The 23,196-nt window shown below is 70.7% G+C and carries 20 protein-coding genes, 1 tRNA gene and 1 pseudogene; 9 read left to right on the top strand and 13 right to left on the bottom strand.

Translation table 11 applies throughout. The features are described from left to right. The first annotated feature begins 24 nt into the window (after positions 1-24). Positions 25-100 (top strand) — tRNA-Ala (locus AVP41_RS05300). A 127-nt stretch (positions 101-227) separates the two neighbouring features. Beyond that, positions 228-725, top strand: a complete 498-nt coding sequence (locus tag AVP41_RS05295) for a DUF805 domain-containing protein (RefSeq protein ID WP_067161736.1) — start codon at positions 228-230, stop codon at positions 723-725. A 37-nt stretch (positions 726-762) separates the two neighbouring features. Here AVP41_RS05295 and AVP41_RS05290 read toward each other — a convergent pair whose 3' ends face one another. Further along, the gene (locus AVP41_RS05290; protein ID WP_067161733.1) at positions 763-1,830 is read right to left on the bottom strand and encodes a Glu/Leu/Phe/Val dehydrogenase family protein; all 1,068 of its coding nucleotides are present in this window, start codon (positions 1,828-1,830) and stop codon (positions 763-765) included. Positions 1,831-2,135: 305 nt separating this feature from the next. On the opposite strand from AVP41_RS05290, the gene AVP41_RS05285 reads away from it, so the two are divergent. Beyond that, the gene (locus AVP41_RS05285; RefSeq protein WP_067161730.1) at positions 2,136-2,996 is read left to right on the top strand and encodes an endonuclease domain-containing protein; all 861 of its coding nucleotides are present in this window, start codon (positions 2,136-2,138) and stop codon (positions 2,994-2,996) included. A 224-nt stretch (positions 2,997-3,220) separates the two neighbouring features. On the opposite strand, the gene AVP41_RS05280 is transcribed toward AVP41_RS05285, so the two are convergent. Genes AVP41_RS05280 through nhaA form a run of 3 tightly spaced genes read right to left on the bottom strand, consistent with a single transcriptional unit; the run spans position 3,221 to position 7,217 of the window. Next, positions 3,221-3,571 (bottom strand): UBP-type zinc finger domain-containing protein, encoded by a 351-nt coding sequence (locus AVP41_RS05280; RefSeq protein WP_067161727.1) that lies wholly within the window; start codon positions 3,569-3,571, stop codon positions 3,221-3,223. A gap of 40 nt (positions 3,572-3,611) precedes the next feature. Next, the gene (locus tag AVP41_RS05275) at positions 3,612-5,240 is read right to left on the bottom strand and encodes a cyclic nucleotide-binding domain-containing thioredoxin-disulfide reductase (protein WP_067161724.1); all 1,629 of its coding nucleotides are present in this window, start codon (positions 5,238-5,240) and stop codon (positions 3,612-3,614) included. A 36-nt stretch (positions 5,241-5,276) separates the two neighbouring features. Further along, positions 5,277-7,217: a Na+/H+ antiporter NhaA gene (gene nhaA / locus AVP41_RS05270; RefSeq protein WP_082829024.1), complete on the bottom strand. Its 1,941-nt coding sequence runs from the start codon at positions 7,215-7,217 to the stop codon at positions 5,277-5,279. 162 nt (positions 7,218-7,379) lie between these two features. Between nhaA and AVP41_RS05265 the strand changes: the two genes are divergently transcribed. Beyond that, a complete protein-coding gene (locus tag AVP41_RS05265) occupies positions 7,380-7,859 on the top strand; it encodes a YbaK/EbsC family protein (RefSeq protein ID WP_067161721.1) in 480 nt (159 codons plus the stop codon). 12 nt (positions 7,860-7,871) lie between these two features. Here AVP41_RS05265 and AVP41_RS05260 read toward each other — a convergent pair whose 3' ends face one another. From AVP41_RS05260 to AVP41_RS05245, 4 genes are read right to left on the bottom strand one after another with little or no spacing between them, the layout of a single operon-like run. Beyond that, the gene (locus tag AVP41_RS05260; RefSeq protein ID WP_067161718.1) at positions 7,872-9,761 is read right to left on the bottom strand and encodes a glycogen debranching N-terminal domain-containing protein; all 1,890 of its coding nucleotides are present in this window, start codon (positions 9,759-9,761) and stop codon (positions 7,872-7,874) included. Then, positions 9,758-10,636 (bottom strand): carbohydrate ABC transporter permease, encoded by an 879-nt coding sequence (locus AVP41_RS05255; protein ID WP_067161715.1) that lies wholly within the window; start codon positions 10,634-10,636, stop codon positions 9,758-9,760. The genes AVP41_RS05260 and AVP41_RS05255 overlap by 4 nt, the downstream gene beginning before the upstream one ends. Continuing rightward, positions 10,633-11,763: a carbohydrate ABC transporter permease gene (locus AVP41_RS05250; RefSeq protein WP_067161712.1), complete on the bottom strand. Its 1,131-nt coding sequence runs from the start codon at positions 11,761-11,763 to the stop codon at positions 10,633-10,635. Before AVP41_RS05250 ends, AVP41_RS05255 begins: the two co-directional genes overlap by 4 nt. A 5-nt stretch (positions 11,764-11,768) precedes the next feature. After that, entirely contained in the window at positions 11,769-13,034 is a 1,266-nt protein-coding gene (locus AVP41_RS05245; RefSeq protein ID WP_067161710.1) for a sugar ABC transporter substrate-binding protein, read from the bottom strand. 147 nt (positions 13,035-13,181) lie between these two features. Between AVP41_RS05245 and AVP41_RS05240 the strand changes: the two genes are divergently transcribed. After that, complete coding sequence (locus AVP41_RS05240) at positions 13,182-14,195, top strand: LacI family DNA-binding transcriptional regulator (RefSeq protein ID WP_067161707.1); 1,014 nt, start codon at positions 13,182-13,184, stop codon at positions 14,193-14,195. A gap of 75 nt (positions 14,196-14,270) precedes the next feature. Here AVP41_RS05240 and AVP41_RS05235 read toward each other — a convergent pair whose 3' ends face one another. Then, entirely contained in the window at positions 14,271-15,077 is an 807-nt protein-coding gene (locus tag AVP41_RS05235) for an IclR family transcriptional regulator (protein ID WP_442922774.1), read from the bottom strand. A gap of 52 nt (positions 15,078-15,129) precedes the next feature. On the opposite strand from AVP41_RS05235, the gene hutH reads away from it, so the two are divergent. The 3 genes from hutH to hutI are packed head-to-tail and all read left to right on the top strand — an operon-like array spanning position 15,130 to position 19,588. After that, complete coding sequence (hutH, locus tag AVP41_RS05230) at positions 15,130-16,749, top strand: histidine ammonia-lyase (protein WP_067161703.1); 1,620 nt, start codon at positions 15,130-15,132, stop codon at positions 16,747-16,749. Next, on the top strand, positions 16,746-18,413 hold the full coding sequence (gene hutU, locus AVP41_RS05225; protein WP_067161700.1) for a urocanate hydratase: 1,668 nt from the start codon (positions 16,746-16,748) through the stop codon (positions 18,411-18,413). The genes hutH and hutU overlap by 4 nt, the downstream gene beginning before the upstream one ends. Next, positions 18,410-19,588, top strand: coding sequence for an imidazolonepropionase (gene hutI, locus AVP41_RS05220; RefSeq protein WP_067161697.1), 1,179 nt, complete (start codon positions 18,410-18,412; stop codon positions 19,586-19,588). The genes hutU and hutI overlap by 4 nt, the downstream gene beginning before the upstream one ends. Before the next feature lie 6 nt (positions 19,589-19,594). Here hutI and AVP41_RS05215 read toward each other — a convergent pair whose 3' ends face one another. From AVP41_RS05215 to AVP41_RS05200, 4 genes and pseudogenes are all read right to left on the bottom strand, one after another. Continuing rightward, entirely contained in the window at positions 19,595-20,065 is a 471-nt protein-coding gene (locus tag AVP41_RS05215) for a SixA phosphatase family protein (RefSeq protein WP_067161694.1), read from the bottom strand. Between the two features lie 200 nt (positions 20,066-20,265). After that, a pseudogene (locus AVP41_RS05210) lies at positions 20,266-21,141 on the bottom strand (arginase family protein); the annotation flags it as partial. Further along, positions 21,138-21,479 carry a gamma-glutamylcyclotransferase family protein gene (locus tag AVP41_RS05205; RefSeq protein ID WP_157532385.1) on the bottom strand — a complete coding sequence of 114 codons (342 nt, stop codon included), beginning with the start codon at positions 21,477-21,479 and terminating at the stop codon, positions 21,138-21,140. The gene AVP41_RS05205 and the pseudogene AVP41_RS05210, both read right to left, overlap by 4 nt. 65 nt (positions 21,480-21,544) lie before the next feature. Next, entirely contained in the window at positions 21,545-22,813 is a 1,269-nt protein-coding gene (locus tag AVP41_RS05200) for a DUF445 domain-containing protein (RefSeq protein WP_067161690.1), read from the bottom strand. A gap of 70 nt (positions 22,814-22,883) precedes the next feature. On the opposite strand from AVP41_RS05200, the gene AVP41_RS05195 reads away from it, so the two are divergent. Next, the gene (locus AVP41_RS05195) at positions 22,884-23,156 is read left to right on the top strand and encodes a metal-sensitive transcriptional regulator (RefSeq protein ID WP_067162818.1); all 273 of its coding nucleotides are present in this window, start codon (positions 22,884-22,886) and stop codon (positions 23,154-23,156) included. The last annotated feature ends 40 nt before the right edge of the window (positions 23,157-23,196 follow it).

Below are 23,196 nucleotides of genomic sequence, written 5' to 3'. Positions count from 1 at the left end.
CGTGATAGGCTCGACGAGGTTCACGGGCCTGTGGCGCAGTTGGTAGCGCGCCTCGTTCGCATCGAGGAGGTCAGGGGTTCAAATCCCCTCAGGTCCACCATTCTCCGTGAGGCTTCGACAGGCATGTTCCTGCTCTTCGCGCGTGTGACCGGGCATTTTCCCTGTCTCGCCGGCGCTCACGTGCGCGGGCTCTCACCCGGTCGAACGCACCGTCGTAGGCTCGGAGCATGTCCTCCGTCGTCCTGGATCCCGAGTCGCCGCCCCTCGTGGGCGCCGGTCCGGGTCAGGCGTTCGTTCGCTTCGTCGCGAACGCATTCCGACTGCGCGGCCGCGCCAGCCGCAGCGAGTACTGGTGGTGGATGCTCATCAACCTCGTCGTCGTGGCGCTCGCGCAGTTCGTGCTGCCGTGGCTGATCGAGAATCGGCTCCCGCAGCCGGCGCTGCTGTTCGGCCCCTTCGGTCCGTGGCTGGCAGCGAACATCACCCTCTTCTCCGTCGCGCCGACCGCGGCGCCGCAGACGGCGCTCGCCGCGGGGATCCTCATCGCCTGCGGCCTGTGGCTCCTGGTGACCCTGATCCCCGGGTACACGGTGGCGGTGCGGCGCCTCCATGACTCCAACCTCTCCGGGTGGTGGGTGCTGCTCGTCTTGCTGCCGGTCGGAGCGCTGATCGTGCTCCTGCTCACGACGCGGCGCTCACGCCCGGAGGGCGCGCGGTTCGACTGATCGCCGACCGGCGCCCCCGGGAGTATGGCGGGCGGCGTCAGGCGTGGACCGACGCGCCGGCCGCGAGCCGCTCCGCGGCGCGTTCCTCTGCCGCGGCCAGGGGAGTGATGCCGCGTGCGGACGCCTCCCCGAAGATGAGACGCAGGGTGTCGCCGATCGCCGCGACGCGGGCCATCGTCTCCTCTCGACCGGCGAGGTGCTTCGCCTCCAGGTCGAGGTAGATGACGCCGCCCGCGTTCACGACGAAGTCGGGAGCATAGAGGATGCCCCGCCCCGCCAAGCGCTCCGCCCCGGAACGGTCGGCGAGGGGATTGTTGGCGGGTCCGCACACGGCGCGGGCCGCGAGCGCGTCGATCACCTCGTCGGTCAGGAGTCCGCCGATTCCCGCCGGCACGAAGACGTCGGCGGCAACGAGGTGCTCGGTGCCCGGTTCCGCCCAGTGGGCGCCGAGCTCCGTGGCGAGGTGACGCTTGGCGGGATTGACATCGGTGACCGTCAGCACCGCGCCTTCCGTCGCGAGGCGCACGGCGAGGCGGCTCCCGACCTGTCCGAGACCCGACACGGTGATCCGTCGGCCCGCCACATCGCCGGAGCCTGCGACCTGCTCGAGGGTGGCGCGGAGAGACTCGTAGACGCCCAGGCTCGTCGGGCCCGCCGGTTCGCCGGACCCGCCGACCGCGTCAGGAAGCCCGACGACATGGGCGGTGCGCTCGCTCACGACGAGCATGTCCTCGGTCGTCGAGCCGACGTCCTCGGCGGTGCGGTAACGGCCGTCGAAGGACTCCACCACGTCGCCGAGGTCGAGGAAAGCGGCGCGGCGACGATCCGCATCCAGCACGGTGCCCTCGGGGAGACACACCACCGATTTCCCGCCTCCCGCATCGAGGCCGGCCGCGGCGTTCTTGAGCGTCATCGCGGCGGAGAGGCGCAGCGCGTCGGATACCGCGTCCGACCACGACGGGTAGGTCCACAGCCGCGCCCCACCCAAGGCGGAGCCGAGCACGGAGGAATGCAGCGCGACGGTGATCACCAACCCGCTCCGCGGTCCCGTCGTCACCTCCACGCGTTCGTGGCTGAAATCGGGCAGGGGCAGGGTGTGCGTCATGACGTCCTCTTTCGGCGGCCTTGTGGGCCTGCGCTCCGGTGATCGCGGCGTTGCGATCACCGCCGCCCATTCTGCCTCACCCCCGTAGGCCGCGCGCGGTGGTCGGCGGGACGGTGTGTCGCCACCTCACCGCGCCAAAAGCAGGCCGGGGAGCCGGATCGGTACGGCGCGGCACGGATCCGGCCGATACGGCCTGCTTCCGGCCCGCTCCGTCGGCTCCTCCCCGGCCGCCTTCCGGACCCGTGGTGTCACGATCTGCGGTTCCGAACGAACGGGGCGGACATGGTGCGCGGCAGCGTACCCGGATGGACGACCTTCTCTCGCTCTCTCCGTTCCGGAACCAACCGCGCGCCGCACGCACGATCGACCTTCGTCGGGGCGGCTACTCCCGCCGCCGGATCGCCGCGGCGGTCGCCGACGGCTCGCTCGTCCGGCTCCATCAGGGGCTCTACTGCCACCCGGGTGTCGACCCTTCCTGCCAAGACGCCGCGCGGGCGCGCGGCCGCCTCTCCTGCGTGTCGGAGCTGAGCCGTCGCGGCGTCTTCGTCCGCGACAGCTCGCGGCTCCACCTCCACATCCGGCGCACGTCCGCTCGGCTCGTCGCGGTGCCCGCCGGAGCCCGCGTGCACCGCGAGGTCTTGACGCGCGAACCCCATCCGCGGGCGATGAGCGTCGATGTCTTCGATGCGGTGCGGTGCGCGGTGCTGTGTCAGGATCCCCGGTCGGCGATCGCGACGATCGACTCCGCCCTCCATCACGGCTTGCTGCGTGACGACGACCTCGACGACCTCTTCGCGGCACTGCCGCGCCGCTATCTGCGTCTGCGTCGTCTGCTGGATGCCCGGGCCGAGTCCGGCCCCGAGTCGCTCGTGCGGCTGATCCTCCGCGCCATCGGCGTCCGCTTCGACGCCCAGGTGCAGATCGCCGGCGTGGGTCGTGTGGACTTCCTCATCGCCGGATGGCTCATCGTCGAGTGCGACAGCAAACAGTTCCATTCGGAGTGGCGAGCGCAGATGCGCGACCGCGAGCGTGACCTCGCCGCCGCGGCACAGGGGTACCTCGTGCTGCGCGTCGCCGCGCAGGACATCCTCTGGGACCCGGCGCGGGTTCAGGCCGCGATCCGTGGAGCCGTGTCTCGTGGTCGGCGCGTGCCAAAAGCAGGCTGACACGGCAGGAAGACTCACCCGGGGTGGCCGGGGGCCGGTTCAGCCTGCTTTTGGCACGAAGCGGGCGGGACTCGGGTGCGGCCGAAGGGGGCGGGACTCGGGCGCGGCCGAAGGAGGCGGGACTCGGGTGCGGCCGAAGGAGGCGGGACTCGGGTGCGGCCGAAGGGGGCGGGACTCGGGCGCGGCCGGAGGGGGCGGGACTCGGCCCCGGCGGGAGGGAGGGGTCAGGGCTGCTCGAGGCGGGCGCGCCAATCCAGGGGCACGCGGCCCCGCGGGCCCGGCGCGGGCTGGGTATCGGGATGGCTGGTGGGAGGAGCGAGCGGTGGGCCGTCGACGAGTTCCTCGGCGACGTAGTCCCAGAACCAGTCCTCGCCCGGCTCGAAGCTCTGGATGTAGCGGTGGCCCGTGGCGTGGAAGTGGGCCGTCGCGTGCTTGGCGAGGGAGCTGTCGCAGCAGCCCACGTGGCCGCACGCAGCGCATCGGCGGAGGTGTACCCACCATCCGCCGGCCTCGTCGCATTCGACGCATCCCGTGCCCGAGGGCGGAACGGTGGTGTCGATCTCGGCATCGGTCATCGTGGTGTCCTCTCCATCCTGGAACGATCCCGCCGGCGGGTCATCCGGCCAGGGCCCGGTGCACCGAGGCGACGGCGCTGGATCCTTCGCCGACCGCGGCGGCGACCCGCTTCATCGAACCGCGACGCACGTCGCCCGCCGCGAAGACGCGCGGCGTGGACGTCTCGAACGGGAGCGGTTCCCGGCCGAGGTGCTGCCACCGCTGCAGGGACTGCACGGCCACGTCGGTGCCGGTGCGGATGAAGCCGTCGTGGTCGCGGTCGAGGCCCGGCACCCACGATGTCGCGGGATCGGCCCCGATGAAGCAGAACAGGCCGCGCGCGTCGAGTCGGCCCGCCGTGTCGATCGTGACCGACTGCAGCGACGTGTCACCGTCGAGGGCGACGACGTGCGACTCCCGGTGGATGTGGATGCGCGGCTCTTCGACGAGACGGTCGACCAGGTACGACGACATCCGAGCGCCCAGATCGGTGCCGCGGACGACGAGGTGCACGGGCGAGCCATGGGCGGCCAGGTACAGGGCCGCTTGTCCCGCGGAGTTGGCGCCGCCGACGACCACGGCCGGCGCTCCGGTCACCTGGCGCACCTCCAGGGGCGTCGCCGCATAGTAGATCCCTGCGCGTTCGAAGTCGCTCCAGCGGTCGATCGACAGGCGCCGGTAGGCGGCGCCGGAGGTCACCACGACGGACCGCGTGCGGACGACGCGCCCGTCGGCGAGGGTCACGTCCAACGCGTCGTCGACAGCTCCCAGATCGACCGCCTCGCAGGGGGCGTACACACGCACGCCGAACTTGAGCGCCTGCAGGGTCGCCTGCCCGATCAGGTCGCCGCCGCTGACACCGAACGGAAACCCGAGGAAGTTCTCGATCCGCGAGGTGGCCGCCGCCTGCCCGCCGGGAGCCACCGCATCCAGGAGCACGGTGTCCAGGCCCTCGGACGCGCCGTAGATGGCCGCCGCGAGCCCTGCGGGTCCGCCGCCGACCACGACGAGGTCGACCACCTCGTCGGCCGTCGACTGATAGCTCAGCCCGAGGCGCTCGGCGACGATGCCCGGAGTCGCCTGCGGCACCGGCTCGCCCTGGATGAACGCGAGCGGCAGGTCGGCTTCGGAGAGATCGTGGCCCATCAGGTACTCGTCGCCCGGGGTGAGGGCGACGGCGGCGTGCACCAGGTCCACGCGTTCGGCGAATCGGCGCAGGGCCAGGAAGTCGCTGGAGGAGCTGTAGCCGACGAACTTGAGCGTCATGGCGGCCGGTCCGTTGCGCAGTGACTCGCGCCGAGCCCACAGCGCGTGGAGGATCAGGTCGCTGAGCTCGTCGTCCTCGTTCATGAGCTGACGCAGCTCGGCCCGGCTGATCCGCCGCACCCGCCCGGGACCGGTCGCCCGCGCCGAGAGGAAGGCGCCCTGGCCGTTGAGCAGCCCCAGCTCTCCGGCGAAGGTGCGCGGGCCCATCCGCGTGATGACCACCTCGTCCACCCAGCGGAGGGCGTCGCGGACGATCTCGATCTCGCCCTCCTCGATGACGATGAGGTCGTAGTCGCGCTCGCCGGAGCGGAACACGTAGTCGCCCTCGGCCACGTCGTGAGAGGTGCCCACCGCCGTCAACCGAGCCCACTGCGCGTCGGTGAGGGTCGGTGAGATGGCGGGATCGATCGGGGCGTCTGTCATGGGGACCTCCGGGTGTCCAAGGTGAGGCCGACCGGCCTAAGCGGGGGTGGCCTGCGTCGTGCTCGCCGTGCCGGTCGTCGATGTCTCTTGCAGGGCGCGGATCAGGGATTGGGCGTCATACGGGCCGACGTGGCGTCGTCCGTTGAGGAAGAACGTGGGCACCGAGGTGACACCCATGGCCTCCGCGTCGAGCATGTCGTCGCGGACGCGGGCAGTGACCTCCGCCGATTCGAGATCCCGTTCGAACCGTTCGACGTCGAGATCCAGGCGGCGTGCCAGTCGCACGATGTCGGAGGGGAGCTGGTTCTCCTGGTCGGCGAACAGCCCGCGCTCGAACTCGAAGAACTTCCCTTGCAAGGCTGCTGCCTCCGCGGCTTCGGCGCCGGCGAGCGCGTTGGGGTGCTGCGTGGTGAGCGGAGCGTGGCGCCAGACATACCGGAGCTGATCGCCGAGCTCGGCATGCACCTCCTGGATCGACCCCGATGCCTTCAAGCAGAACTCGCACTGGAAGTCGCCGTACTCCACGATCGTGAACGGCGCGTCCGGAGAGCCCCAGATGTGGTCGCGTCGGGGATCCACGGGGCGGACGAGGGTCTGGCCCGTGTCGATGTCGCCGCGGACCGCATCGGAGATCCGGAACACCACGGTGGCGAGCAGGAACGCGATCACGGAGGCCGCGAGCACCCCGACGCGGGCCTCGTTCTGCGCGGACGGATCGGAGATGGCGAGATCGATGATGAAGAGCGAGATCGTGAAGCCGATGCCGCTGAGCGCCGCACCTCCGGCGATCCGGTCGAGGGTGAGACCGGGGCCGAACTCGCCCAGCCGGAACACGCGCAGGAGCGCCGTGGATCCGAAGATGCCGAGGAACTTGCCGACGACGAGACCGGCGACGATGCCCCACGTCAGAGGGGAGCGGAGGGCCCCGGCTAGGATGTCTCCGGTGATGACGACGCCCGCGTTGGCGAGCGCGAACAGCGGCAGGATGACGTACGCGACGTACGGTGCATAGGCGGACTGCAATCGTTCGTTGATGGAGATCGACTCGCGCAGGCTGTTGGCGGCGGCGCGGGCGTACTCCGTGTTCGGCGACTGTCGGAAGGTGCGGGCCAGTTCCAGCGCGTGCTCCACGTCGCGGCGGTTCGGGCGATAGACCGGCACGAGGAGCGCGATGGCGACGCCGGCCAAGGTCGGGTGCACGCCGGAGGCCAGGAACGCGAGCCACACGATGATCGCGAGGGTCGCGTAGACCGGGCCCCGACCGCTGCGCAGGTACCGCGTCGCGAACACGCCGGCGAGCCCCACCGCCGCCACGGCGAGCCACATCGGTTCGAAGGAGTCGGTGTAGACGAGCGCGATGATGCTGAGGGCGCCGATGTCGTCGACGACGGCGAGGGCCAAGAGGAAGATGCGCAGTCGCCCCGGTACGCGCGGTCCGATGAGGGCGAGGGCACCGACGAGGAAGGCGGTGTCGGTCGAGATGACGACGCCCCACGCGGCCGCGTGCCCGGACGGCGCGGCGATCAGCACGAACAGGAGTGCCGGGAGGGCGAGCCCGGCGATCGCGGCGATGACGGGAACCATGGCGCGGGACCAGCTGGTGAGCTCGCCGATCGCGAACTCCCTGCGGACTTCCAGTCCCACGGTGAAGAAGAAGATCGCCATCAGCGCGTCGTTCACGAGCGCATGGAGCGTGAACTCCAGGTGGAGGTCGCCGAGTCCGATGCTGAGGTGCGTCTCCCAGAAGGCCGCGTAGCTGCCCGACGCGTTCGCCCAGACGATCGCGACCACCGTGGCGGCCAGCAGCAGGAGGGCGCCGACGCGGGCCTGGCCCATCGCACGGATCGTCGCGGCGATCGAGGTGCGCTTCCGCACGGGTGCGCGCCGGCCGGTGCCCGCACGCGGTCGCCGGCCCGTGTTCTGCGGGGCGGGGCGTGGTGCGGGGGTGCCGCTGGTGGTGGTCGACGAAATCGTCATGCGTGTGCGCCGTCCTTCGCAGGTCTTCGCTGTCGTCTGCGTCTGAGAATAGGGGTTCGCAAGGGTCCGAGGGTCGTGTTCGCTCTCCGGCGAGCGTCCGAGAGCGCCCTATGCTGTCCCCGACCCGATCCTCATCCCACTGTCTACGCACAGGAGAACACCATGACGTCCTCGTCGCTTCCCCCTCGTAGTCGACTCGTCCAGGAGGCGCTCGTCGCTGCCGGGGTCGCCGGCGAGATCATCGTGCTGCCCGACGCCGCATCCACCGCCGCGCTCGCCGCCGAAGCGCTGGGCGTGGAGGTGGGTGCGATCGCGAACAGCCTCGTGTTCTGGTCCGACGGCGAGCCGCTCCTGGTGATGACCAGCGGCGCGCACCGGGTCGACACCGCGGCGCTCGCGGAGCGTCTCGGTCGCGGCCGTATCGAACGGGCGAGCGTCGATCAGGTGCGGGAGGCGACCGGTCAGGCGATCGGGGGCGTCGCCCCGACGGGTCATCCCTCCGCGCTGACGACCGTGGTCGATGAGGCGCTCGCCGAGTACCCCGAGATCTGGGCTGCCGGTGGCACCCCGCACACGGTGTTCCCGTTGACGTTCGACGAACTCGTCCGGCTGACCGGCGGCGTCGTCAGCAAACTGGACTGACGACGCCGCGTCTCAGCGTCCGGCGATCTCCCACGCCGTGACCGCGGCGGCGGCCGACCATGCCTGCGGCCGGCACGCGGCCGGGTAGGGGCTCGGTGCCGTCACTTCGCGCGCATCGTCGCCGGCGTGGAGCTCCGGCACGCGGTAGTCGAAGGCCTCGGCCGCCGCGAGCAGGCCGGCCACGATGCTCCGAGCGTCGTCGGTGAGGCCCGCGCGGGCCATTCCCCGTGCGACGATCGCGGTGTCGTGCGTCCAGACGCTCCCGCCGTGGTAGCTGAGCGGCCAGTACCCCGCCGCCTGCGTGGAGAGCGTGCGCAGCCCGAACCCCGACGACACGGTCGGCCCGCACAGGAGGGCCGAGACCGCTGCCTCGTCCTCCGGGTCGAGGATCCCGGTGCCGAGCAGGTGCCCGGCGTTCGTCGTCAGGGTGTCGACGGGGGCTCCGTGGCGGTCGAGCGCGATCGCGGGGTAGCGCCCCTCGGCCGTGGTGACCCAGAAACGCTCCGCGAAGCGTTCTTTGAGCTGTGCCGCCCACTCCCGCAGCTCCGAGGAACCGGGGCGGTCGAAGCGGTCGAGCAGGTCTGCCGCACCCTGCGCGGCCTCGTAGGCGTAGCCCTGCACCTCGCTCAGCGCGATCGGGCCCTCCGCGAGCGCGCCGCTGCGCCACTGGATCGAGTCGCCGGAGTCCTTCCACCCCTGGTTGGACAGCCCGTGTCCGGTCTCGTCGACGTAGTCGAGGAAGCCGTGCGCGCCGACGCTGGTCGTGATCCACTCCAGCGCCGCCTCCAGGCGGGGGAGGAGCGTGCGCACCTCCGCCTCGGGCATTCCCGCCTCGGCGGCTTCCACGAGCAGGCATACCCAGAGCGCCGTCGCGTCGACGGTGCCGTAGTAGAGCGGAGGGAGCACGATCCCCTCACCGGGCATGGCCAGTTCACCGGAGCGGAGCTCGTGCATGATCTTGCCGGGCTGCTCCGCCGTCTCGGGATCGTTCTTCGTGCCCTGCAGCCGGGCCAGGACGCGCAAGGTGGAGGCCGCGGTCGTGACGTCCAGCGGCAGGAGCAACCGCGCCGCCCAGAGCGAGTCGCGGCCGAACAGCGTGAAGAACCACGGCGCCCCCGCGGCGAAGAAGACGTCGTCGGGATGGTCCGGGAGTGCGAGCCGCAGCGCGTCGAGGTCTCCCAGCGCGCGATCGAGCCAGCGCGAGAGGCGCGGGTCAGCGGCCGGGGCGACCTCCGGCGTCTGCCACGGGGCGGGCGCGGCGACACCGCGGACGACGAGCGACGGATCGTCCATCGTCACGCTCCACTCCACGGTCGCCGTACCGAAGGCCGCCACCTCCCGCGTCCAGGTCAGCGCGATGTCGGCCCCGATCACGACCTCGGCCCCGTCGGTGCGCACCTGAAGAGCGGCTGCACCCGACGACACGCGAAGACCATCGGAGACAGACTCCGCTCCCCACGAAGACCGCTCCGCAGCGCCGGCCTTCACCTGCTGCAGGGCCGTGAAGTCGGGCTCCCACGTGCTCCGCACTCGGAGCGAGACGGGCTCGGCGAGGTGCGATCGGACGGTGACGGTCTCGGTGACACGGCCGTCGGTCACGCGTCGGACGCGTTCCAGACGCACCTTCGGGTCGGGGAAGGGGTCGTCGATCCCTCTCAGGACGGCGTCGAACCGCACCTCGCCGGCGGCGGGCGAGGTGGCACGGATCCACTCCGGCGCGGCGAACGGGGTATCCGCGCCCGCATACTCCAGCCGGAGCGTCCGGACGAATCGCGTATCGCCGTGGTAGAAGCCGTCGATCGTGGCCGCGCCCAGGTCACCGTCCGATCCCGACCATGCCTGGGTGGGGGCCGACAGCGCCACCACCCGATCCGACAGGAACGGCTGCAATCCGTCCGTCATCCCTTCACTGCTCCTTCGCTGGTGTTCATGATGCGTTTCTGGAAGATGAAGAACAGCACGGCGACCGGGATGGTCATCAGCGCTGCGGCCGCCAGACGCAGCGGGTACTGCGTGCCCTGGCTGAGAGCCCCCGACGACAGCGAGGCGACGCCCTTGGTGAGGGTCGTCAGCCCCGGCGATTGCGTCGACACGATGAAGTGGCTGAGCTCGTTCCACGACCCCTGGAACGACAGGATCACGATCGTGATGAGGGCGGGCCGGGCCATCGGCAGGACGACGGACCAGAACACGCGGAAGGTTCCCGCGCCGTCGATACGGGCCTGCTCCTCCACCGACACCGGGATCGACTCGAAGAAGCCCTTCATGATGAACACACCCGCCGCGTCCACGAGGAGCGGCAGGATCATGCCGGCGTACGAGTCGTACAGGCCGAGTTGGTTCAGCACGAGGAACTTCGGGATCAGGAGCACCACGGTGGGCACCGCCATGACGGCCACCACCATGCCGAACACGACACTCCGCCCGCGGAACTGCAGGCGAGCGAGCGCATAACCCGCGAGCGAGACGAAGAACACACGGCCGAGCGTCACGGCGATCGTGACGATCGTGGAGTTGGCGAACCAGAGCGGGAAGTCGCTGTTGAGGAAGAGCCGCTCGTACGCCGCGGTCGTGAACGTCTGCGGCAGGAGGGAGATCGGGTCGGATGCGGCCTCGGCCTCCGACTTGAACGACGTGGCGACCTGGACGAGGAACGGATAGATGTAGACGACCGCGAGCAGCACGATGAGCGCGTACAGGGCGATCTGGCCGCTGGTGCTCCGCAGGGTGAGGCGGCGACGGCGCCGCGCGGGCGCGGTGACGGTGGTGCCGGTCACGACGACATCCCCTCTCGTGTCGCCCGGGACTGGTAGGCGCGGATCCGGCGCTGCGAGACGGGCCGGTCCCGCAGCACCCAGCGCTGGAAGATCGTGAACACGATGATGATCACGAACAGGATGAAGGCGATGGCGGCGCCGATGCCCCAGTCCTGGCTGCCGAAGGCGGCCGTGTAGGAGAGGTACGCAGGGGTCATCGTGGTCTTGGCCGGGTCGCCCTGCGTGCCGGTGTAGATCTGGTCGAAGACCTGCCAGCAGCCGATGAGTCCGAGGGTGATCACGGTGAACAGGGTGGGCCGCAGCTGCGGCAGGGTGATCCGCCAGAAGCGCTGCCACGCGTTCGCGCCGTCCATCATCGACGCCTCGGTCAGTTCGTAGCCGACGTTCTGAAGAGCCGCGATGAACAGCAGCATGAAGGTGCCGCTCGTGGTGAACACGGCCATGAGGATGAGCGCGAACATCGCGACGGAGGGCCCGGCGAGCCAGTCCCACCACGACAGCCCCAGTGCGGTGTTCTGGGTGAGCGCGTCGGGACCTGAGGTGATTCCGAAGGCGCTCAGGACGACGTGGACGAGGCCACGGGGGTCACGGAACCAGTTGGGGCCTTCGCCGCCGAACCACGCGATGATCGCGTTGACCGGACCGGTGAAGGAGAAGAGGAACAACCAGAGCACCGTGATCGCCACTGAGCTGGTCACCGAAGGGAAGTAGAACGCGGTGCGGAAGAAGCCGCGGGCGCGCAGCATGCGTCGGCTCACGAGCACGGCGAGGAAGAGCGACAGCGCCGTCTGCAGGGGGACGACGAGAAGCACGTACCACGCGTTGTTGCGCAGCGCCGTGCCGAAGTCACGCGTCGCGAGCCCGCCGGTCGTGATCGCGGCGTAGTTGTCCGCACCGACGAAGTTGACGGTGGAGGAGAAGGGGCTCCCGCGCCCGGACCAGTCCGAGAAGCTGACCCAGAGCGCCATGAGCACGGGCACGAAGAGGAACAGGCCCAGGATGAGGATCACCGGCGAGACGAACAGCCAGCCCGCTCGGGCCTCCCCGCGCCGCGTCCCGCGGGAGCGGGACGGACGCGAGGAGGCCGGGCGGGAGGGTGTCGCGGCCGGGGTGACGGTCGCGGTCATGGTCGTCAGCCGACGATGGCCTCGAGGTTCGACTGCACCGAGTCGAGGATCGCCTTCGGGTCGCCCGTGGCGAGCGATCCCAGCTGGGCGTTGAAGTCGGTCACGACGTCAGCGGCACCCTTGTTGGTGGGCACGCCCTGCGCGTACGCGGAGCCGTCGAGGAAGGCGACCAGATCGGGGTTGTCCGTCTTCCACTGCTCGGCAGCGGACTGCACCGACGGCATCGGCCCGAACGCCTTCGAGAAGGCGAGCTGCTGCTCGGCGCTGGTCAGGTACTCCACGAGCTTCAGCGCTCCCTGCTGGTTGGGGCTGTCCGCGGCCATGCCCCAGCAGTTCGTGAACTGCAGAGTGCCCTTGCCCGCGGGGCCGGCGGGAAGCTCCACGACCTTGGCCTTCACATCGGGGAAGTCGCCGAGCGCTCCGGTGATCCAGTTGCCCTCGATGGTCATGGCGCCCAGCTCCTTCCCGAACGCCTCACCACCCCATCCGGCGCCCACATCGGCCGCGTAAGCGAACGTGCCGTCCTTGAGGTGCTGCTGCACGTAGGTGAGCGCCTCGACGTTGGCGTCGCTGTTGGCCTCCGCCTTCGTGCCGTCCTCGGACACGAGCCGGCCTCCCGCCTGCGCCATGAAGGCGCCGACGCGGGCGTACTCGCCGCCGAAGACCAGGCCCGTGGTCTTGTCGGTGGTGAGCTTCTTCGCGACGGTGGCGAGCTGGTCCCAGGTGGTGGGGATGTCGGCGTCGGTCAGCCCCGCATCCTCCCACAGGCCCTCGTTGATGATGAGCTGCAGCGTGGAGAAGTCCTTCGGCGCGCAGTAGAAGGTGCCGTCGTAGGTGAAGTTGCTCACGAGCGACTCGTAGAAGTCGCTCTTGTTCGCCAGCATGTCGCCGTAGGCCTGGAGCGACCCGTTGTCGGCGTAGCCGGCCAGCTGGTCGGTGGAGAGGTAGAAGAGGTCAGGCGGCGAGCCCGCCGCGAAGCCCTGCGACAACTGCTGGGCCAGATCGGTGGCCACGACGACCTCCGCCTTCGTGCCCGAGTCCGCGGACCAGGCCGCGACCGCGTCCTTCACCGCCTTCGTCTCGGCGTCGCCGCTCGAACCGATCAGGACCGTCAGTGCGTCGTCCGACGCGGTGAGGCCGCCCGGTGCGGCGCTCCCGCTCTGGCTGGGTGTGGTGTCCGTGAACCCCTGGCCGCAGCCGGTCAGGGCGAGGGTCGTGACGACCGCCAGCCCCCCTGCCGCGAACAGCGTCCGTGCTGTGTGTCGCTTCATCGCATCTCCTTCGATTGCCGGTCATCCCGTGGGTGTGGTTCTTGAACGATCAAGAATCTCTGCAATCTCGAGATTTGATCGTTCAAATTATGGGATGGTTGAAAAGATAAGGCGAACGCGGCGTGAGTGTCAAGGGCAGGTGAGCGGATGGGCCCGCAGAGATCGGCGACGATCGACGACGTCGCGCGCTCGGCCGGTGTGTCGCGACAGACCGTCAGCAACGTCCTGAACACGCCGTCGATCGTCCGCGAGACGACGCGGCAGCGGGTGCAGGACGCGATCGATCGCCTCGGCTACGCGCCGCATGCCTCCGCACGCCGCTTGCGCACGCGTCGCAGCTCCACGATCGGCATCCACCTCGACCCGTATGCCGGCGGGATCTCGGGCGTCGTCCTCGACCGGTTCGTCCACGCCCTGACCGAACGCGCCGGGGAGCGGGGCCTGCGCGTCATGCTGTACGCCGCTCGCTCGCCCGAGGAGGAGATCCGCCGCATGACCGACCTCCGCGACGGCGGGGAGATCGACGGCGTCGTCATCACCGGCACTTTCCACGGGGATCCCCGAACGGGGTGGCTCGTCGAGCGCGGCATCCCGTTCGTCTCCTTCGGCCGGCCCTGGGGCCTCGACGACGTCGCTGATCCCGCGCATCCGTGGGTCGACGTCGACGGCGCAGCGGGGACGGCCGCCGCCACGAGGCATGCAATGGAGACGGCGGGGCCTCGCGTGGCGTTCCTGGGGTGGCCATCGGGCTCGGGGACCGGCGACGACCGAGAGCGGGGCTGGCGCGACACGGTCGCCGACGCCGCGGCGCGCGACGGGCTTCGACTGGTGAGCGAGGAGAGCGTCGCGCTCGCGCGCGACATCGTGGGCGACGCGCTGGCTCGTCACGACCTGGACGCCCTCGTGTGTGCCAGCGACTCCCTCGCGATCGGCGCGCATCTGGCTGCCGTCGCGGCCGGGTGCCCTCGCCTGCCGATCATCGGCTTCGACAACACGCCCGCCGCCGAGGCGCTCGGTCTCTCGAGCGTCGAGCAGCTGCCCGAACGCGTCGCGACCGGCGTACTCGATCTCCTCGTCGACTCCGCCGGGGCGATCGCGGTGCGTGAGGTGACACCGGGAACCGCGCACGTGCTCGTGGAACCGAAGCTCGTCGTGCGCTGACGGGACGTCGAGCCGGTCCGGCTCCCGATCCGCGGGGTCTTCGACGTCGGGGCCGGAACGGCGGAAACGTCGCCGTCAGGGCATCGACGACCCCGATGCCCCGGGACCGCCGATGCGTCGCGAGAGCTCTCCGGCGGCCGCCCGGACCGCCTCGACGAGTGCGCCGCGATCGTCGGTGACGTCGTCCGGCCAGGTGATCGCGATCGCCGCTGCCGGCCACCCGGCGTGGTCGCGAACGGCCACGCCGATCGATCGGAAGCCCAGCGTCACCTCCCCGTCCTCCTCGGCGTGCCCGCGGGCACGGGTCTCCCGCAGCACCTCGGCGAGCTCTCGCGGCCGGGTGGGGCCTCGACCGGTGCGATCCGCGAAGGCGCGCGCGTCGGGAAACAGGGCACGCACCTGTTCGCGGGGGAGGAGGGCCAGCATCGCGCGTCCGGTCGCCGTGAGGGGCGCGGGAAGGCGCACGCCGACATCGGTGATGAGCGCCGGACGCCGGTGTGCACGCTCCTCCACGATGTAGAGCACGTCGCGTCCGGTCATGACGGCGAGGTGCGAGCTCTCTCCGGTGCGATCGGACAGTGCCGCGAGCAGCGGCCTGCCGAGCCGGGCCAGCGGTTCCTGTCTGGCGTAGCCGCCGGCCAGCTCGAACGCGGCGGTGCCCAGTCCCCACCGGTGATCGCTGGCGAGGTGGACGACGAACCCGTGCCGCGCCATCTCCGACAGCAGGTGATAGACGGTGGAGCGGGGGATCGCGAGCGCGTCGGCGATCGTGCGTGCCGCCACGGGCCCGCGCTGGCGGGCGAGATGGCTGAGGATGCGCAGCGTCTGGTCCGCGGCGGGCACCTGCGGCAGCGGCGCCTCTTTGTCTGGGATCACAGACACAGGATGTCAGAGCGCTCTGGTCGCCGGGCCGTTCCCGCGATGGAATCACGGCATGGACGCACAGACTTCGCTCGCGCACGTCACCGTCGGCGCTCGCCCGCTGCGGACGGAGGAGGTCGTTGCGGTCGCGCGCCACGACGCACGGGTCGTCCTCGACGACGACGCGGTGAGGCGCGTCGCCGAGACCCGCGCCCTGATCGAACGCCTCGCCGACGATCCCGAACCCCACTATGGAATCTCAACGGGCTTCGGGGCTCTGGCGACGACCTTCATCGCCCCGGAACGGCGGCGGCAGCTGCAGCTGAGCCTCATCCGCTCGCATGCCGCCGGGACCGGCGCGGAGGTCGAGCGCGACGTCGTTCGCGCCCTGATGCTCCTGCGGCTGCAGACGCTCGCCTCGGGTCACACGGGGGTGCGCCCGGTCGTCGTCGAGACCTACGCCGCTCTCCTGAACGCGGGGATCACGCCCGTCGTCCGCGAGTACGGCTCCCTCGGCTGCTCGGGCGATCTCGCGCCGCTGGCCCACGTGGCGCTCGCCGCGATGGGTGAGGGGAAGGTGCGAGTCGGAGACTCGAGCGCGGCCGGAGACCCGGTCGAGGCGAGCGATGCGCTGGCCGCGGCGGGGATCCTGCCCCTCGTGCTGGCGGAGAAGGAAGGGCTCGCGCTGATCAACGGCACCGACGGCATGCTCGGCATGCTCACCCTCGCGCTCCACGATCTCGACGACCTCCTGATCACGGCCGACCTCGCTGCGTCGCTGTCGATCGAATCGCAACTGGGCACGGATGCCGTCTTCGCCGATGACCTCATGGCCTTGCGTCCCCAGCGCGGGCAGGCGGGGTCCGCGGCGCGGCTGCGCCTGTTCCTCCGTGCCTCGCCGATCGTCGCGAGTCACCGCGATCCGTCGGTGTGCACTCGGGTGCAGGACGCGTATTCGCTCCGCTGCACGCCCCAGGTGCACGGGGCAGTCGGCGACACGGTGGACCACGCCCGGGCGATCGCGGAGCGCGAGCTCGCCTCGGTCATCGACAACCCCGTCGTCACCGCCGACGGTCGTGTGGAGTCCAACGGCAACTTCCACGGCGCTCCCGTGGCATATGTGCTGGACTTCTTGGCGATCGCGGTGGCCGACCTCGCTTCGATCTCCGAGCGGCGCACCGACCGCGCCCTCGACCCTGCCCGCAGCAACGGGCTTCCGCCGTTCCTCGCCGACGAGGTGGGCGTCGACTCGGGGCTGATGATCGCGCAGTATGCCGCCGCCGGCATCGTGTCCGAGCTCAAGCGGCTCGCCGTTCCCGCCTCCGTCGACTCGATCCCCTCGTCGGCGATGCAGGAGGATCACGTGTCGATGGGATGGGCCGCCGCCCGCAAGCTCCGCCGAGCGATCGACGGGCTCGCGCGGGTGCTCGCGATCGAGATCCTGACGGGGTGCCGTGCCCTGGACCTGCGCGCCCCGCTGGATCCGGGGCCCGTCACCGCGCGCGTGCGCGACCTCGTCCGGCGGGATGTCGCCGGGCCGGGCCCCGACCGGTCCCTGTCGCCGGAGATCGAGGCCGTGGTCGCCCTCGTCGCCGACGGATCCCTCGCCCGTATCGGTCGCGACGCGACGGCCGATCCTTCGTCGCGCCCCGCTGTCCCCGCCGCGACCGAGCCCTCCAGGAGGAACCGATGAGCACATCCCGCACCGTGCGTGCGCCCCGCGGCGCCGAGCGCACCGCCCAGAGCTGGGGCGCGGAAGCGGCCAAACGCATGCTGATGAACAACCTCGATCCCGACGTGGCCGAGCATCCGGAGGACCTCGTCGTCTACGGCGGCACCGGCCGTGCGGCTCGCTCGTGGGAGGCGTTCGACGCGATCGTGCGCACGCTCGACGAGCTGGCACCCGACGAGACGCTCCTCGTGCAGTCCGGGAAGCCCGTGGGCGTCTTCCGCACGCACGAGTGGGCTCCACGCGTCCTCATCGCGAACTCGAACCTCGTGGGCGACTGGGCGACGTGGCCCGAGTTCCGCCGTCTCGAGCAACTGGGGCTGACGATGTACGGGCAGATGACGGCCGGATCGTGGATCTACATCGGCACGCAGGGCATCCTCCAGGGCACCTACGAGACGTTCGCCGCCGTCGCGCGCAGCCTGGGCGAGGGGGTCCGCGACCTTGCCGGCACGCTCACCCTCACCGGTGGCGCCGGGGGAATGGGCGGCGCGCAGCCTCTGGCCGTCACCCTCAACGAGGGAGTCGTGATCGTCGTCGATGTCGACGCCTCCCGTCTCGCGCGCCGGGTCGAGCACCGCTACCTCGACGAGTACACCGACGATCTCGAGACCGCGCTCACGCGGGCCATCGCGGCCAAGCGCGCCCGGACCCCCCGGAGCATCGGGCTGGTCGGTAACGCGGCCGACGTCTTTCCCGAGGTGTTGCGCCGACACCGTGCGGGAGAGGTGGAGATCGACATCGTGACCGATCAGACGAGCGCTCACGACCCCCTCGCCTACCTCCCGTCGGGCGTCACGGTCGAGCAGTGGCGCGCCGAGGCGCAGCGCGACCCCGAGGCGTTCACGCGGCGGGCGCGGGAGTCCATGGCTCGGCAGGTCGAAGCGATGGTCGGGTTCCACGATGCCGGGGCCGCCGTGTTCGATTACGGCAACTCGATCCGGCGTGAGGCGGAGCTCGGCGGGTGCGAGCGCGCCTTCGCCTTCCCGGGATTCGTCCCCGCGTACATCCGTCCGTTGTTCGCAGAGGGACGCGGCCCCTTCCGATGGGTCGCACTGTCCGGCGACCCCGAGGACATCGCGAAGACGGATCGTGCCGTGGCGGAGTTGTTCCCCGACGACGTCGCGCTGCGGCGCTGGCTCCAGAAGGCCGGTGAGACGGTGCAGTTCGAAGGGCTTCCCGCCCGCATCTGCTGGCTCGGATACCAGGAACGGCATCTGGCCGGCCTGAAGTTCAACGAGATGGTGGCCTCGGGTGAGCTCGCCGGACCGATCGTCATCGGTCGCGACCACCTCGACGCCGGGTCGGTCGCATCGCCCTACCGCGAGACCGAGGCGATGGCCGACGGATCCGACGCGATCGCGGACTGGCCCCTTCTCAATGCCCTCCTGAACACAGCGTCCGGAGCCTCATGGGTCTCGATCCATCACGGGGGCGGGGTGGGGATCGGCCGCTCGATCCATGCCGGCCAGGTGACGGTGGCGGACGGCACGCCCCTGGCCGCTGAGAAGCTGGCGCGGGTGCTGACGAACGATCCGGGGACCGGTGTGATGCGACACGTGGATGCGGGGTATGAGCGGGCCGTCGAGGTGGCACGGGAGCGCGGACTGAAGGTGCCGATGTCATGACCACCACTGTCCTCACGGGGATCTCCGAGCTCACCACGAACGTCGCGAGCGGAGACGACCCCTGCGGCACAATCGTCGATGCCGCGGTCGTGATCCGCGACGGACGTGTGGCGTGGACGGGTCGCCGCGACGACCTGCCGCACCACGACGTGACCGAAGACGAGCACCACGATCTGGCCGGCCGGGCCGTGCTCCCCGGGTTCGTCGACAGCCACACGCACCTGGTGTTCGGGGGCGATCGCGCTGACGAGTTCGAGGCGCGGATGAGGGGAGTGCCGTATGCCGCCGGCGGCATTCGACGCACGGTGGCGGCGACCCGCGCGGCGACCGAGGAGGAGCTTCGCGAGCGGCTGCGTGCCCTCGTCGCCGAGCTCCACCGGCAAGGGACCACGACGTTCGAGATCAAGACGGGCTACGCCCTCACCGTCGACGGCGAAGAGCGACTGGCTCGCCTGGCGCGGGAAGTCACCGAAGAGGTCACCTTCCTGGGGGCCCACGTCGTTCCGCCGGAGTGGGACGAGGATCGCGCGGGCTACGTCGAGACCGTGTGCACCACGATGCTCGACGCCGTTCGCCCCCACGCGCGCTGGATCGACGTGTTCTGCGAGACCGGCGCGTTCACCGCGGAGGAGGGGGAGCGCATCCTCCGGGCGGGGATCGGGGCCGGTCTCCTCCCGCGGGTTCACGGCAACCAGCTGTCGGCGGGACCAGGCGTGGCGCTCGCGGTGGCGGTCGGTGCGGCCTCCGTCGATCACTGCACGTACCTCTCGGATGACGACGTCGCTCTCCTGGCGGCGTCCTCGACCGTGGCCACCCTCCTTCCGGGCGTCGAGTTCTCGACGCGGCAGCCATATCCCGACGCCCGGCGCCTGATCGACGCGGGCGTGACCGTGGCGCTGGCCAGCGATTGCAATCCCGGCTCGAGCTTCACGAGCTCGTTGCCCCTCATGATCGCCCTCGCCGTGCGAGAGATGGGCATGACGCCGGCCGAAGCGGTGTGGGCCGCGACGGCGGGTGGCGCTCGCGCGCTGCGGCGCGACGACGTGGGCCACCTCGGTGCGGGGGCGCGCGCCGATCTCGTGGTGCTGGATGCGCCCACGCGCGTGCATCTGGCCTACCGGCCGGGCGTTCCCCTCGTCCAGGCCGTGTATGCCGACGGCGTGCGACGGGTCTGAGGTCGACTATCGCGGGCTGTCGAACTCCCAGTCGTCGGGGTCGAGGGCGCTCGCGACATCCCAGTCGTCGGCGCGCCACCGGAACGTCGCGACCGCGCAGGTCGGCATGTGGCCGATGCCGCCGCGCGAGAGTGATTCGGCCAGCACGGTCATCCCCGGGTCGTGAGCGACGATGAGGACGTTCTCGTGCCCGCTCGTCGTCGCCGTCGCGAGGAGCGTGCGGGCGGAGGCGCCGTAGAGGTCCTCGCGCTCCTCGATCGCCACGCCGAGGGCGTCGGCGAAGGCGGCCGCCGTGGTGCGGGCCCGGAGAGCGGTCGAGGAGAGGAGCACGCCGGGGCGGAAGCCGGTCTCGGCCAGCCGGGCGGCGAGCACCGGCGCGTCGCGGCGCCCACGGTCGTTCAGCGGTCGTTCGTGGTCGCCCGTACTGGGGTCGCCCCAGTCGCTCTTCGCGTGTCGGACGAGCACGAGCGTGGTCATCGATCGTCCTCCTGCATCGTGGCCTCATCGGCATCGGCATCGGCATCGGCGTCCTCGTGCGTGTCGACGTCCTCCACGTCCGCGTCGGCCTCCACGTCCGCGTCGGCCTCCGCGTCGGCCTCCGTGTCCGTGTCCGTGTCCGCGGCCGCATCCGCCTCGGCGGCGATCGGGGGCGGGCTCACCGGGGCCGGATGCGCTGCGCGTCCGGCGACGCCGGCCAGAAGCTCCAGCACGCAGAGGGCGGCGAGGCGCACGGTGCGTCCGTCGGGGGCGTCGGCGGTCGCATCGACCTCGACGATGTCGGCCGAGCGCACCCGTGGGTCGACGGCGAGACCGCGCACCAGTGCCCGTAGCTCCCACGCGGCCAGACCGCCCGGCAATGAGGCGGGGCAGGCGGGCGCAACCGTCCGGTCGCACACGTCCACGTCGATGTCGAGGTGGATCGAGCCGTCGTGGCCGGCGATCTCAATCGCCTGTGCGATCACGTCGTCCATCCCGCGGCGGCTGAGCTCGTCCAACGTGATCACCGTGATGCCCCAGTCCGCAGCGCGCTGGGCGTAGGCGGCGGAGTTCGCGAAGTCGGCGATCCCGATCTGCACGATCCGCTTCGGGTCGAGGCCACCTTCCACGAGGCGCCGGACGGGAGAGCCATTGGAGACACCGTCGCGCAGGTCGAGGTGGGCGTCGAGGGTGATGAGTCCGGTCGCTCGCGCTCCTTGCGCGGTCGCGTAGGTCACCGAGTTGTCTCCGCCGAGCGCGATCACGAGCGCCGCGCGGGAGAGCTCGGCCACACGGGCGCGCAGGCGCTCCTCGCCGTCTTCGCCGTCCGGGTCGTCCACGTCGCCGGCATCGGCGATCCGCAGGACGTCGGTGAGATCGAGCGCGGGGGGTCCGAGAAGGGTCGGGCTGAACCGCTGCAACCCCTCACGGATCGCCGCGGGGGTGGCGTGCGCGCCCGTCGGCGACAGCGACGTGCGCCAGGCGGGAGCGCCGAGCAGCACGGCGTCGGCGCGTCCGGTCCATTCGGGCCAGCCGCCCGCGCGGGGCCAGAGCGGGTCGATCGGCAGCGCGCTCATCCGACGTACACCCAGGCCGTGCGTCCACTGGCCAGCGTCACGGCGGTGCGGCGATAGAGCGACACCTCGTACTCGTCGGCGGCGTCCAGTTCTTCAGCGGTCACGTACAGCACCTTTCCCACGACCTTGTCGACCGGGTTCCCGGTCTCGCGCAGCACCGGATGCACCGACAGCCCCGAGAGGTCCACGACGCGAGCGTCTTCGATCTCCACGTAGTCGATCGTGTACCCCGGAAGGACATCCGATTCGCCGGCGACGAGCCGGCCGAACGTATCGAGCTGTACCTCGGCGAACTGAAGAGTCCCGTAGGTGAACAGGAGGTGCTCGGCGTCTGCCACGTCGTTCAGGCTACCCGCCGCCCACCGAGGAGCGAAGGGGGTTGCGCGCGGCAGTCGCCGTGTCGTCAGAGCACCGCGTGGGCGATCGCGTAGATCACGAGTCCCGCCAGCGCGCCGACGATCGTGCCGTTGAGGCGGATGTACTGGAGGTCGCGACCGACCATCAGCTCGATCTTCTCGGTCGTCTCGGCCGGGTCCCACTTCTCCACCGTGTCGGTGATGATCGAGGCGATGTCGTGGCGGTAACGGCCGACGAGGAACACCGCGGCATCGGTGATCCGGTCATCCACCCGGCGCTGCAGTGCCGGATCGGCGTGCAGCCTGCTCCCGATCTCGATCAGTGCTTCCGTGAGGCGTCGGCGCAGCCCGCTCTGCGGGTCATCGAGCGAGCGGAGCAGTCCGCTCTTCGCCGTGTTCCACGCGTCGGTGGCGAGCTCACGCACACGCGGACTGTCAAAGACGGCGCTTTTGGCCTCTTCCAGGCGTCCGATCGTCGTCGGGTCGTGCTGGAGGTTGTCCGCCAGTCGCCGGAGATAGGCATCGACGGCTCGCCGGGCGGGGTGGTCGGGGTCCTTCTGCACGGCTTCGACGAACGTGATCGCCTCGTGGTAGACCGTGTCGTCGACCAGGCGCATCGCGACCGAGGGCACCCACGAGGGCAGGCGCCGCGACACGAGGCCCGAGAAGGCCTCCCGGTTGCCGTGCAGCCAGGTGGCGATGCTGTCCACGCCGAGATCGACGGCATCGCGATGCGCGTCGGCGGTCACCACGCGATCGAGCCACCCGCCGACCGTCGGTCCCCATTCCGGGTCGAGAAGGTGCTCGCGGGCGAGGTCGCTGATGAGGTCGTGCACCTCATCGTCGCTGAGGGCACGGAGGACTCCCGTGGCCATCGTCGCGGCTTCGGCGGCGACAGTCTCGGCGTGCTCGGGAACGCGGAGCCACTCGCCCGCCTTCTCCGCGATCCGCGTCGACAGGAGCTTCTCGCGCACGACCGCGCTGTCGAGGAAGTTGGTCTCGACGAACTCGCCCAGTGTCCGGCCGATCTCGTCTTTGCGTCGCGGGATGATCGCGGTGTGGGGGATCGGGATGCCGAGAGGGTGGCGGAACAGTGCGGTGACGGCGAACCAGTCCGCCAGGGCGCCGACCATTCCCCCTTCGGCCGCAGCGCGGACATATCCCAGCCAGGGGTAGCGGTCCTCGAGGACGAAGGCGATGACGAAGACGACAGCCATGACCAGCAGCGCGCCCAGCGCGACGGCTTTCATGAGCCTCAATCCGCGCAGGCGCGCCTGGTCGGCGGGGCTCAGCAGCGACATCGGTGTGCGAGGCATGCGGCAATGATCGCACGGGGCCCGCGGCGATACCGGAGGGGTGATCCCGGAGCGGCGTATTCTGACGGGCGTGATCGACGACATCAAGAAGCGCGCCCGCCACCGTACGAGCATCCTCGAGGGACAGCTGCGGGGGCTCGCCAAGATGATCGAGAACGAGGACTACTGCATGGACATCATCGGTCAGTCCCGCGCGATCCAGAAGGCGCTCGCCTCGCTCGACAAGCTCCTGATCGAGAACCACCTCCGCACGCACGTCGCGCACATGTTCGACAGCGGCGGCGAGGAGCGCGAGCGGGCCATCGCCGAGATGCTCAAGGCCTACGACTTCGAAGGGCGCTGACCCCGGCGTCCGCAGAGGCGCGACCCTGCGCTGGCCGTGG

The sequence above is a fragment of the Microbacterium sp. TNHR37B genome (genome assembly GCF_001620065.1).
In the GTDB taxonomy this organism is placed as follows: Bacteria; Actinomycetota; Actinomycetes; order Actinomycetales; family Microbacteriaceae; genus Microbacterium.
Note: the sequence above shows the minus strand (reverse complement) of the source record. Positions and strands in the feature narration are given on the sequence as shown.

Bases quoted from the DNA above. Each gene is read 5' to 3' on its own strand.
- AVP41_RS05295 (WP_067161736.1), top strand. From the start codon at position 228: ATGTCCTCCGTCGTCCTGGATCCCGAGTCGCCGCCCCTCGTGGGCGCC.
- AVP41_RS05290 (WP_067161733.1), bottom strand. From the start codon at position 1,830: ATGACGCACACCCTGCCCCTGCCCGATTTCAGCCACGAACGCGTGGAG.
- AVP41_RS05285 (WP_067161730.1), top strand. From the start codon at position 2,136: ATGGACGACCTTCTCTCGCTCTCTCCGTTCCGGAACCAACCGCGCGCC.
- AVP41_RS05280 (WP_067161727.1), bottom strand. From the start codon at position 3,571: ATGACCGATGCCGAGATCGACACCACCGTTCCGCCCTCGGGCACGGGA.
- AVP41_RS05275 (WP_067161724.1), bottom strand. From the start codon at position 5,240: ATGACAGACGCCCCGATCGATCCCGCCATCTCACCGACCCTCACCGAC.
- nhaA (WP_082829024.1), bottom strand. From the start codon at position 7,217: ATGACGATTTCGTCGACCACCACCAGCGGCACCCCCGCACCACGCCCC.
- AVP41_RS05265 (WP_067161721.1), top strand. From the start codon at position 7,380: ATGACGTCCTCGTCGCTTCCCCCTCGTAGTCGACTCGTCCAGGAGGCG.
- AVP41_RS05260 (WP_067161718.1), bottom strand. From the start codon at position 9,761: ATGACGGACGGATTGCAGCCGTTCCTGTCGGATCGGGTGGTGGCGCTG.
- AVP41_RS05250 (WP_067161712.1), bottom strand. From the start codon at position 11,763: ATGACCGCGACCGTCACCCCGGCCGCGACACCCTCCCGCCCGGCCTCC.
- AVP41_RS05245 (WP_067161710.1), bottom strand. From the start codon at position 13,034: ATGAAGCGACACACAGCACGGACGCTGTTCGCGGCAGGGGGGCTGGCG.
- AVP41_RS05240 (WP_067161707.1), top strand. From the start codon at position 13,182: ATGGGCCCGCAGAGATCGGCGACGATCGACGACGTCGCGCGCTCGGCC.
- hutH (WP_067161703.1), top strand. From the start codon at position 15,130: ATGGACGCACAGACTTCGCTCGCGCACGTCACCGTCGGCGCTCGCCCG.
- hutU (WP_067161700.1), top strand. From the start codon at position 16,746: ATGAGCACATCCCGCACCGTGCGTGCGCCCCGCGGCGCCGAGCGCACC.
- hutI (WP_067161697.1), top strand. From the start codon at position 18,410: ATGACCACCACTGTCCTCACGGGGATCTCCGAGCTCACCACGAACGTC.
- AVP41_RS05215 (WP_067161694.1), bottom strand. From the start codon at position 20,065: ATGACCACGCTCGTGCTCGTCCGACACGCGAAGAGCGACTGGGGCGAC.
- AVP41_RS05200 (WP_067161690.1), bottom strand. From the start codon at position 22,813: ATGCCTCGCACACCGATGTCGCTGCTGAGCCCCGCCGACCAGGCGCGC.